Source organism: Aeromonas enterica (genome assembly GCF_054052465.1).
The window spans coordinates 41,534-53,011 of the sequence record NZ_JBSTYL010000013.1; the positions used below are offsets into that span (position 1 = coordinate 41,534).

The following is an 11,478-nucleotide window of genomic DNA, read 5'->3' on the forward strand; positions in this document are numbered from 1 at the left end:
TCTGGCGACCACCCTTTTGCATTGTTGTCGCAACAGGAGAATCCCATGCGCAAGACCAAAATCATCGCCACCCTGGGCCCGGCCAGCTCCTCCGCCACCATGGTGGAGCAGCTGATCCTGGCTGGAGCCAACGTCTTTCGGCTGAATTTTTCCCACGGCAGTCGGGATCAACACCAAGCACTGGCGGCAGTGATACGCACCACGGCGGCGCGCCTCGATACCCACATCGGCATTCTGGTGGATCTGCAGGGCCCCAAGATACGGATAGCCAGCTTTGTCGCCGACAGCATCCGGCTGCAGACGGGGGACCCCTTCGTGCTTGATGCCGGGCTTAATGACCGACAGGGTGACCAGTATCGGGTCGGAATTGACTACCCGGCACTGGTGAATGAGGTGCATACGGGCAATATTCTGCTGCTGGATGACGGTCGCATCCAGCTAGAGGTAGAGCGGATCGAGGGGGACAGGATCACAACGCGGGTCCTGGTGGGCGGCATATTGTCGAATCGCAAAGGCATCAATGTGCTGGGCGGCGGCCTCAGTGCCCCGGCGCTGACCGCCAAAGACAGGGAAGATATCCTGACCGCCCGTCAGATCGACGCCGACTTCGTGGCCATCTCTTTTCCCCGTTGCGCCGCCGATCTTGACGAAGCCAGAGCGCTCATTCGTGCTACCGGCAGCAAGGCGTCCATCATCGCCAAGGTGGAGCGAGCAGAGGTAGTTGCCTCGGTCGAGGCCATGGACGAAATCATCCGCGCCGCCGACATCATCATGGTGGCCCGTGGCGATCTGGGGGTGGAGATCGGAGATGCCAGGCTACCCGGCGTGCAGAAAAAGCTGATCAAGCGATGTCGTGCTCTCGGCCGCCCCGTCATCACGGCAACCCAGATGATGGAATCAATGATCGGCAGCCCCATGCCTACCCGGGCCGAAGTGCTGGATGTGGCCAATGCGGTCATGGATGGCACGGATGCGGTGATGCTGTCGGCCGAATCGGCGGCCGGGCTCTATCCGGTAGAAGCGGTTGAGGCCATGGCCCGCATCGCGCAGGGCGCCGAGCAGGAGATGGAACCCGTGCTACCACGCTGGTGCAGAGAAACCCGTCAGACGGAGCAATCCGGTCGTTGTATGGCGCTGGCCGCCATGACGTCTGCCTTTAGTCAGGACGACACCTGTGGTATCGCCGTGTTGACCAGCCAGGGAGATGCGGTCATCGCCATCTCCCGGGGCGGCCTCAACAATCCGATATGGGCACTGTCAGACAACCGCCAGCTGCTCAATCAAATGGCGATCTTGCGAGGTGTCAAACCGCTTCACTATCAGGATCACGACCCCCAGCCCCATCACAGTCAGCTGATAGACACCCTGAGAAGGGCCGATCAGCTAAAGGGGATCCACTCCCTGCTGATCAGCCGTCTCGACTCGCTAGAGGGATCGGGCCATGAGGATGTCTGTCGCCTGGTACCCTTGCCTGTCACGATACACCAGCCTGCACACCCGATAACTGCCGCTCATTCACTCTGAGGGTAGCCTTTTCTCTATCTCAAAAGCCTCACCAGATGAGGCTTTTCAGATTCAGCTGGTCCAGCACGCTCGTTTCACTCTTCCACTCGAAGCTCTGGTTGGCGCCACCATAGCAATCTGCCAACCGCAGCGGTGTGCCTGGCTTGTGACGGCGTCCGGCGACATCCAGGCATTGTTCGACCTTGCGGTTGAACAGGCGATCTGCCTGCCACTGCCATTGACGACTCTCGTCCTGACATTCCGCCATGGCGAGCTCACTTCTCCCTTTGGCTACCAGACAGCGCTGCTGGAGCTGCAAGGCGCCGGCATCCCAGTTGAACTGCTGACGGGCAGTCTGGTCGCAAGGCTGGGTGATCAGCTGATCCTGAGCATTCAATGCCACGCAGAAGCCAGCGCTGGTCACCAAGGTGGAGGGAGTATCGACAGCCTGCCTGGGCGCGGCGTCCATCAGGATCTCATCCTGCTTGGGTTTGAACGAACAGCCGCTGAGGGCCACGACAACAAGCGCTAGCGTGCTGACACGAACGATATTAGGGTGCATATGATATGTTGGCCTGAAATGTGTTTATTAATGCCCACTTGCTGTGGGTCTGTGGCCCAGCATACCCGAAGCCGCGGCGAGAAAGTGCCAACAGAAGTGTAAACAGACGTGACAGGGGAGATGGCGAATGCCAGAAAGCGAAAAACCCCGCCGAAGCGAGGTTTTTCTGAATATGGTCGGTGATAAAGGATTCGAACCTTTGACCCTCTGGTCCCAAACCAGATGCGCTACCGGGCTGCGCTAATCACCGAGACAATTTTCTTTCTAAGGTACTCTACAGCATAAAGACAACCACTTTGATCATCCTCGTCATACAGCAAGTATGGTGCGAAGAGAGGGACTCGAACCCTCACACCCGGGGGGCACTAACACCTGAAGCTAGCGCGTCTACCAATTCCGCCACCTTCGCATACCTGACAAGCTGTAAAATGGGGTGGCTGATGGGGCTCGAACCCACGACAACCGGAATCACAATCCGGGACTCTACCAACTGAGCTACAGCCACCACAGCTGTTTTCGTTCCACAACAACGCCCGTTTAACTGGCGCACGTTTAATGGTGCGCCCGACAGGATTCGAACCTGTGACCTCTGCCTCCGGAGGGCAGCGCTCTATCCAGCTGAGCTACGGGCGCTACGCTGTCGAACGGGGCGCATTATTGATGATGGGAGCATGCTTGTCTACACTTTTTTGCCAACGCTGAATCAACCGCTTGTTTTTCCATCGCTTTTGACTGTTTTATACCATTTTCCCTTCATTCAGGCTGGATCCAGTCCTCCCTCATTACTTTGTCCCCCTTGATGGTGGTCAAGTCCGCAGCAGAACTTGACTTGCCTCAAGGTCCCCTTAAAATGAATGAACGTTCATTCAGCCGTTGTGATAATCGAGTCATGAACAAGAAAGAACGCATTTTCAATGCGGCTCATGAAGTCCTCGGCGAGCAGGGTTTCCACGGACTATCCATTGCCGTGGTGGCCAAAAAAGCCAAGGTCGCGGCGGGCACCATCTATCGCTACTTCAGCGACAAAGATGATCTGATCCGCCAGCTCTATCAGCACACCATACTCCAGTGTCATCCATTGGTCATGGAAGGGGTGCAGATAGAGGAGGTATCGTTTCAGCAATTTCGGCGCTTGTGGCTCAACATCCACGCCATTTTTGTCAACGAACCCAACGCGCTCAAATGCAAGTTGCAGTATGAGAGCTCTCCACTGGGGGGCGAGCTGGAGAAAGACCCGGTCATCATAGCCGCCTGGGCACCTCTGGATCGCTTCTTCGAACGGGGACGTGAACAAGGACTGTTTATCGATCTACCCATCCAGGCTCTGCAGGTGCTGAGCCTGGATTGCGTGGGAAGTCTGGTATTGCAACGCCAGGCTCACCACTTTGAACTGACGCAAGAACAGCTGGAAGCCGTGATCCGGGCCAGCTGGAATGCCATTTTAAACCCCAATTTTTCCACCTCAGGAGCCTGTTCATGAAAAAGTGGATGGCCATCATGTTGCTGATAGCGCTTGCCCTGTTTGGCAGCGTCATCGGCTTCAATATGTTCAAGCAGAAAAAAATTGCAGAGTTCATGGCCAATCGGCCCGAACCCGAGTTCCCGGTAACCGCCATGGTGACCAAGGCTCAGGACTGGGTACCGACCATAGAAGCAATCGGCTTCATCGAGCCAAACCAGGGGGTGACGCTGTCCACCGAACTGGCGGGTACCATCGATACCATCACCTTCGAATCCGGCAAGCCGGTAAAGGCGGAGCAGCTGCTGCTGAGCCTGGACTCCAGCGTGGAGAAGGCGAATCTGCAAGCCTCCCTGGCCAAACTACCGGCAGCGCGCGCCAAGTACGAGCGCTTTCAGAACCTTTACAAGAAGAGCTCCATCTCCAAGGATCAACTGGATGATGCCGAAGCCAGCTACCGTTCGCTGGAGGCCGACATAGAGAGCCTGAAAGCGACCATAGCCCGTCGTGAAGTTCGCGCTCCCTTCGGCGGTGTGGTCGGACTGCGCAACGTGTTCCTTGGCCAGTACCTGCAACCGGGTACCGACATTGTGCGGCTGGAAGACACCAGCGTGATGCGCCTGCGTTTCACCGTGCCCCAGACCGACATCTCCAAAATCACCTTGGGCCAGATCATCAAGATCAACGTGGACGCCTATCCCCAAACGCAGTTTGACGGCAACATCACCGCCATTGAGCCGGCAGTCAACTACCAAAGCGGCCTGATCCAGGTACAGGCTGACATCCCGAACAACGATGGCCAGCTCCGTTCCGGCATGTTCGCCCGCGCCAGCATCATATTGCCCACAGTGAAAGAGCAGATGGTAATCCCGCAATCGGCCATCTCCTTCACTCTGTATGGCGAAAACGTCTATGTCATCCACGAAGTGGACGGCATGAAACGGGCCAAGCAGGTCGTGGTCAAGGCAGGCGAACGTCGCGGCAATGACGTACATGTGCTGTCCGGTATCAAGGCCGGGGACGAGATAGTGTTGTCGGGCCAGGTTCGCCTGAGCAACGACACCAAGGTGCGCGTGGTCGAAAACGATGCCCTGGCCGTTCCGGCACAAACCCCGATGCTGTAAGCGCGGAGATCTGCAATGCGATTTACTGACATATTCATAAAACGGCCCGTGCTGGCGATCTCGCTCAGCTTCCTGATCGCCCTGCTGGGCTTTCAGGCCATCTTCAAGATGCAGGTGCGGGAGTACCCCGAGGTCACCAATACGGTGATCACGGTCAGCACCAGCTACTACGGTGCCAGTGCCGACCTGATCCAGGGCTTCATCACCCAGCCGCTGGAACAGGCGGTGGCGCAAGCCGACAACATCGACTTCATGACCTCCTCCAGCCAGCTGGGCAGCTCCACCGTCACGGCTTTCATGAAGCTGAACACGGATCCGAACGCCGCGCTGTCGGACATATTGGCCAAGGTCAACTCGGTGCGATCCCAGTTGCCGAAAGAGGCGGAAGATCCCTCGGTCACCTCCTCCACCGGCTCTACCACTGCGGTGCTCTATATGGGCTTCACCAGCCCTGAGCTGAACTCCAGCCAGATCACCGACTACCTTGAGCGGGTCATCAAGCCCCAGCTCTTTACCGTGGGCGGCGTGTCCAAGGTTGACCTCTACGGCGGGGTCGAGTTTGCCCTGCGGGTGTGGCTGGATCCGGCCAAGATGGCGGCCTTTGACCTGACCTCAAGCGACGTGATGACGGTGCTCAACAGCAACAACTATCAGTCCGCCACCGGTCAGGCCACCGGCTATTTCACCCTGTTCAACGGCAATGCCGAGACTCAGGTCAGCAATACCGACGAGCTCAAGCGACTGGTGGTAGCCACCCGAGACGGCAAGGTAATTCGCCTCTCCGACATCGCCAAGGTGTCGCTGGAGAAGAGTCACGACATTTATCGCGCCAGCGCCAACGGCCGTGAAGCCGTGGTGCTTGCCATCAATGCCGCGCCGACCGCCAACCCCATCAACATAGCCCACGATGTGCTGGCGCTGCTGCCGAGCCTGAAGAGCAACATGCCGAGCACCATGCAGGTTAACATCCTGTATGACTCCACCATCGCCATCAACGAGTCCATCCACGAGGTCATCAAGACCATACTGGAAGCAGCCGCCATCGTACTGGTGGTGATCACCCTGTTCCTCGGCTCGTTCCGGGCCGTCATCATCCCCATCATCACCATTCCGCTGAGCCTGATCGGCGTGGTAATGATGATGGATCTGTTCGGCTTCTCGATAAACCTGATGACCCTGCTGGCCATGGTGCTGGCAATCGGTCTGGTGGTGGATGATGCCATCGTGGTGCTGGAGAACGTCGACCGCCACATCAAACAGGGAGAAGAGCCCTTCCGAGCAGCCATCATAGGGACCCGCGAGATAGCCGTGCCGGTTATCGCCATGACGGTCACCCTGGCTGCAGTGTATGCGCCGATCGCCCTGATGGGAGGCATCACCGGCTCCCTGTTCAAGGAGTTCGCACTGACTCTGGCAGGGGCGGTATTCGTCTCGGGCATCATAGCGCTGACCCTGTCACCCATGATGTGCGCCAAGATGCTCAAGGCCAACGAGCAGCCGGGCAAGTTCGAGAGCACTGTGCATCACCTGCTGGATCGGATGACTGACCGCTACGATCGCATGCTGCACGCCGTGATGCAGAAGCGCATCGTGGTCGTGGTGTTCGCCGTCATCGTATTCGGCAGCCTGCCGCTATTATTCAAGTTCATCCCGAGCGAACTGGCGCCGTCGGAAGACAAGGGCGTCATGGCGGTACTGGGTACGGCACCCTCCAATGCCAACCTGGACTACATCGAAAACACCATGGCGGACGTGAACAAGATCCTGGATGAGCAGCCGGAAATCGCCTACTCCCAGGTCTTCTCCGGGTTATTCAACGCCAATCAGGCGTTTGGTATCGCCTCCATGGTGCCCTGGAGCCAGCGTGAGGCGAGCCAGAAAGAGGTGCTGGATCGGGTCGCTAAACAGGTGAAGGACATTCCGGGGATGGCCATCACCACCTTCCAGTTTCCTGAACTGCCGGGTGCATCGAGCGGCTTGCCGATCCAGTTTGTCATCACGACCCCGAACAGCTTCGAGAGCCTGTTCCTCATTGCCAGCGAGATGCTGACGGCCACTCAGGCCAACGGCCAGTTCGTCTATTCGGATCTCGATCTGAACTACGACTCCGCCACCATGAAGATCAAGATCGACAAGGACAAGGCGGGCGCCTACGGCATCACCATGCAGGACATCGGCATCACCATGGGCACCATGATGGCAGACGGTTACGTCAACCGTATCGACCTGGATGGCCGCTCCTACGAGGTGATCCCTCAGGTCGAGCGCAAATACCGCCTGAACCCGGAATCCATGAAGGGTTACTACGTGCGCGCGGCCGACGGCAAATCTATCCCGCTGGGCAGCCTGATCAACATTGAAGTCGTGGGCGAGCCCCGTGCCCTGCCCCACTTCAACCAGCTCAACTCGGCGACCATAGGCGCCGTACCGGCACCGGGTGTGGCCATGGGGGACGCGATCAACTGGTTCAAGACCACAGCCGAAGAGAAGCTGCCGCAAGGCTATCGCTATGACTTCATGGGTGAGGCTCGCCAGTTCGTGACCGAAGGCAACGCCCTCTACGCCACCTTCGCGCTGGCGCTGGCCATCATCTTCCTGGTGCTGGCCATCCAGTTCGAATCGGTGCGTGACCCGCTGGTTATCATGGTGTCGGTCCCGCTCGCCATCAGTGGTGCCTTGATCGCCCTGGCGTGGGGCCTGGCCACCATGAACATCTATTCCCAGGTGGGCTTGATCACGCTCGTGGGCTTGATTACCAAGCACGGGATCCTGATCTGCGAGGTGGCGAAAGAGGAGCAGCTGCTGCACGGTCTGAACCGGACCCAGGCTGTGATGCAGGCGGCCAAGGTACGGCTGCGCCCCATCCTGATGACCACGGCGGCCATGATCGCGGGTCTGATCCCGCTGCTGTACGCGGCTGGCGCCGGTGCAGCCCAGCGTTTCAGTATCGGTATAGTGATAGTGGCCGGTCTGGCGATCGGCACCCTGTTCACCCTGTTCGTGCTGCCGGTGATTTACACCTACCTGGCCTCCGAGCACAAACCCTTGCCCGTGTTTGATGAATCCATTCCGCCCAAGGCGAAAGGGAGTCACTGATTACCGACTGAATGCAAAAGGCCCCGAATCGGGGCCTTTTTTTATCCCACCAACGAAACACGACATAAGTGCATGAAGCAGTTAAACTAAATGGCAATACATCCAGACCGCAAGGACGCCATGTCAGGACTCTTCTCCAAGACCGCGAGGGCCGTCGGCCGTAACGGGCTCTCATACCGCCTGCTCTCCTACATTCTGGTGTGCAGTACCGTATTGGCGATGATCATTACGGTGTTGCAACTTGCCTGGGATTACCGCAAGGATGTCGCCGTCATCGAGGACAGCATCGGCCAGATCGAGGCATCCTTCCTGCAGCCCATCGCGGCCAGCCTGTGGAATCTGGATGAGGAGCAGGTCAAGGTACAGATAGAAGGCATCATGAATCTGCCCAACATGCAGTTCGTGATGGTCAAGGAGATGCTCGGCAACTCGGAAGTGCCGCTGCTGACCCAGGGGGTGGAGCGTGAAAGCTATGACATCTCCCGCGAGTTCAACCTCACCTATCAGGGTGAAGTGGTCGGCAAGCTGTTCGTCGCCGCCTCCCTCGAGCAGATCTACCAGCGCCTGATCGAAAAATCCGTGCTCATCATGGTCAGCCAGACCATCAAGACTCTGGTGGTCTCATTCTGTATCCTGATCATCATTTACTATCTGGTGGTCCGTCACCTCAACCGCATCGCCAACTATGCCCAGAAATTCAATCTGGATCGGCTGGCCATAGAGCTGACGCTGGAGGGGCGTCCCCTGCCCCGCAAGAAACCCGACGAGCTGGACACCCTGGTCGCCACCCTCAACCAGATGCGAACACGGCTGAACGACGAGTTCGCTGCTCGCCATCAGGCGGCGGAGCAACTGCAACAGGAACGGGACTTCTCCGCCACCCTGATCAACTCGGCCAACATGCTTATCTGTTGCATGGAACCCAACCTGACCATCGCCAGCATCAACCCGGCCGCCATATTGCTGACCGGCTACCACCAGCAGGAGATCTTGCAGCACAGCTGGCTGGATCTGTTCGTGAGCCAGGAACAGCGTGAAGAGCTGGCGCGGATCCTGGCCGACCACGGTTCCATCGAGGACAAAGAGGTCATCATGCATGACCAGCAGGGCCATGAGCTGGTGCTGCAATGGACCTTCGCCCCCTTCTACGAGGGCCTCAATCTCAAGTACCTGATCGGGTTCGGCTATGACATCACCCGCCTCAAGAAGGTGGAGCGGGAGATCATCTCCCTCAACGAACAGCTGGAAGGCAAGGTGGTGGAGCGTACCCGCAGCCTGAGCGACGCCAACGATCAGCTGGGCAAGGCCTACGACGACTTGAAGCAGGCGCAGCAGACCCTGGTGGAATCGGAGAAGATGGCCTCCCTCGGTTCTCTGGTGGCCGGCGTGGCCCACGAGATCAACACCCCCATCGGCATCAGCGTGACCGCCTCCTCCTACCTGCAGGAGCGGGTGGCCGACTTCAAGCAGCACATCGACTCCAAGCAGCTGTCACGCTCCTATCTCAACGAATTCACCGTCAATCTGGATGAGTCCATGCAGCTGCTGCAGGGCAACCTGCGCCGCGCCTCGGAGCTGATCGCCAGCTTCAAGCAAGTGGCGGTGGATCAGTCGTCCGAGGCACGCTACAACTTCAGCCTCGCCGACAACCTGCACCAGGTGGTGGTCTCCCTCGGCCACAAGCTCAAGAAAGCCCAGTGCGAAGTGGATATCCAGTGCGATCCCAAGCTGTCGATCTTCTCCTTCCCCGGCAGCTTCACCCAGATCTACTCGAACCTTATCCTCAACTCCATCAACCATGGCTTCGACAACTGGGACAAGCCCAAGAAGATCACCATCAAGGTGGAACAGCAGGGTGAAGAGCTGCTGATCGATTACAGCGACAATGGCCGCGGCATCCCGCCCGAGATATTGCCGCGCATCTTTGACCCCTTCGTCACCTCCAAGCGGGGCCAGGGCGGCAGCGGGTTGGGCACTCATATTATCTACAACCTGGTGGTGCAGCTGCTGCGTGGCCGCATCAACTGCGCCAGTGAACCGGGCAACGGTGCCCAGTTCCATATTCGCCTGCCGATCCAACATAACTGAGCGCTGGCTCTTGTGAGCCAGCCGCTTTATCCCCATCATGCTGTGATTGCATTCTTAATGAGCGGAGAACCTCGCAATGGCACAGCATTTTGACTATATCGCCATCGGTGGCGGCAGCGGCGGCATCGCCTCGGCCAACCGGGCTGCCATGTACGGCAAGAAAGTCGCCCTGATTGAAGCCAAAGAGTTGGGTGGAACCTGCGTCAACGTAGGCTGCGTGCCGAAGAAGGCCATGTGGTATGCGGGCCAGATCGCCGATGCCCTGAAATATGGCGCCGACTACGGCTTCGACACCACCCTCAACCACTTCAACTGGGCCAAGCTGGTCGAGTCCCGCCAGGCCTATATTGGTCGCATCCACCAGTCCTACCAAAACGTGCTGGGCAAGAACCAGATCACCGTCATCAAGGGCTTCGCCCGCTTCGTCAGCAGCAACACCATCGAAGTGAATGGCGAACAGTACACCGCCGATCACATCCTGATCGCCACCGGTGGCCGTCCCGAAGTGCCCGCCATTCCCGGTGCCGAACTGGGTATCGACTCCGACGGTTTCTTTGATCTGCAAAGCCAACCCAAGCGCGTTGCCGTGGTCGGTGCCGGCTACATAGCCGTGGAAATCGCCGGCGTAATGCAGGCGCTCGGCTCCGAAACTCATCTGGTTGTGCGCAAGCACGCGCCGCTGCGCAACTTCGACCCCATGATCCACGAGACCCTGGTGGAAATCATGGCGCAGGAAGGGCCCAAGCTGCACACCCACGCCATCCCCAAGGCGGTGGTCAAGAACGCCGATGACAGCCTGACCCTGCAGCTGGAAGATGGCCGCCACCTCACCGTCGATTGCCTGATCTGGGCCATCGGCCGCGTGCCCGCCACCGACAACCTCAATCTGGTCGCCGCCGGCATCGAACTGGATGCCAAGGGCTTCATTCCGACTGACAAGTTCCAGAATACGGACGTCGCCAACCTCTATGCCGTCGGTGACAATACAGGCCGCATCCAGCTCACTCCGGTGGCCGTCGCGGCGGGCCGCCGCCTCTCCGAACGGCTGTTCAACAACAAGCCCAACGAGCATCTCAACTACGATCTGGTGCCGACCGTGGTATTCAGCCACCCACCCATCGGCACCATAGGGCTGACCGAGCCGGAAGCCATCGCCGAATATGGCGAGAGCCAGGTCAAGGTCTATCGCAGCCAGTTCACCGCCATGTATTCGGCCCTGACCCAGCATCGCCAGCCCACCCGGATGAAGCTGGTCTGCGTCGGCCCCGAGGAGAAGGTGGTCGGCCTGCACGGCATCGGCTTCGCCATGGACGAGATACTGCAAGGCTTCGGCGTCGCCATGAAGATGGGTGCCACCAAGGCGGACTTCGACAACTGCGTGGCCATTCATCCCACCAGTGCGGAAGAATTTGTCACCATGCGCTGAGTGAGGAGCAGGGAAGGAAGGAGCCTCGACAACTGCGTTCCCCTTCCCATCCCACCAGTACAGAAGAGTTCGTCACCATGCGTTAATGGCCCATCAGGCCAGCTTCGATAACGGCGTAACCCTTCCCAGAAACCCGGCCCAGGCCGGGTTTTTTCATATCTGCCCTTCGACAGCCCGACAAAAGTTGCGCTTTTTACGCCGATTTTACGCTCCCCCCAGA

Annotated in this window: 7 protein-coding genes and 4 tRNA genes; 6 read left to right on the forward strand and 5 right to left on the reverse strand. The window is 58.5% G+C overall.

Features of this window, described 5'->3' with window-relative positions; genetic code table 11:
• The first annotated feature begins 45 nt into the window (after positions 1 to 45).
• Positions 46 to 1,524 carry a pyruvate kinase gene (gene pyk / locus ACW5XD_RS14305; protein ID WP_456495455.1) on the forward strand — a complete coding sequence of 493 codons (1,479 nt, stop codon included), beginning with the start codon at positions 46 to 48 and terminating at the stop codon, positions 1,522 to 1,524.
• Between the two features lie 28 nt (positions 1,525 to 1,552).
• On the opposite strand, the gene ACW5XD_RS14310 is transcribed toward pyk, so the two are convergent.
• The 5 genes from ACW5XD_RS14310 to ACW5XD_RS14330 form a co-directional block, all read right to left on the reverse strand.
• Positions 1,553 to 2,065, reverse strand: a complete 513-nt coding sequence (locus ACW5XD_RS14310) for a ricin-type beta-trefoil lectin domain protein (protein ID WP_456495456.1) — start codon at positions 2,063 to 2,065, stop codon at positions 1,553 to 1,555.
• A 173-nt stretch (positions 2,066 to 2,238) separates the two neighbouring features.
• Positions 2,239 to 2,315 (reverse strand) — tRNA-Pro (locus tag ACW5XD_RS14315).
• A 73-nt stretch (positions 2,316 to 2,388) separates the two neighbouring features.
• Positions 2,389 to 2,474: transfer RNA gene (locus tag ACW5XD_RS14320), tRNA-Leu, on the reverse strand.
• Positions 2,475 to 2,494: 20 nt separating this feature from the next.
• Positions 2,495 to 2,570, reverse strand: a tRNA-His gene (locus ACW5XD_RS14325).
• 51 nt (positions 2,571 to 2,621) lie between these two features.
• A tRNA-Arg gene (locus tag ACW5XD_RS14330) sits at positions 2,622 to 2,698 on the reverse strand.
• A gap of 256 nt (positions 2,699 to 2,954) precedes the next feature.
• Between ACW5XD_RS14330 and ACW5XD_RS14335 the strand changes: the two genes are divergently transcribed.
• The 5 genes from ACW5XD_RS14335 to gorA all read left to right on the forward strand — a co-directional run bounded on the left by ACW5XD_RS14335 (position 2,955) and on the right by gorA (position 11,258).
• Entirely contained in the window at positions 2,955 to 3,545 is a 591-nt protein-coding gene (locus ACW5XD_RS14335; RefSeq protein ID WP_456495457.1) for a TetR/AcrR family transcriptional regulator, read from the forward strand.
• Entirely contained in the window at positions 3,542 to 4,648 is a 1,107-nt protein-coding gene (locus ACW5XD_RS14340; RefSeq protein WP_456495458.1) for an efflux RND transporter periplasmic adaptor subunit, read from the forward strand. The genes ACW5XD_RS14335 and ACW5XD_RS14340 overlap by 4 nt, the downstream gene beginning before the upstream one ends.
• Before the next feature lie 15 nt (positions 4,649 to 4,663).
• A complete protein-coding gene (locus ACW5XD_RS14345) occupies positions 4,664 to 7,744 on the forward strand; it encodes a multidrug efflux RND transporter permease subunit (RefSeq protein WP_456495459.1) in 3,081 nt (1,026 codons plus the stop codon).
• A 120-nt stretch (positions 7,745 to 7,864) separates the two neighbouring features.
• A complete protein-coding gene (locus ACW5XD_RS14350; RefSeq protein ID WP_456495496.1) occupies positions 7,865 to 9,832 on the forward strand; it encodes an ATP-binding protein in 1,968 nt (655 codons plus the stop codon).
• Positions 9,833 to 9,908: 76 nt separating this feature from the next.
• On the forward strand, positions 9,909 to 11,258 hold the full coding sequence (gene gorA / locus ACW5XD_RS14355; protein ID WP_456495460.1) for a glutathione-disulfide reductase: 1,350 nt from the start codon (positions 9,909 to 9,911) through the stop codon (positions 11,256 to 11,258).
• The last annotated feature ends 220 nt before the right edge of the window (positions 11,259 to 11,478 follow it).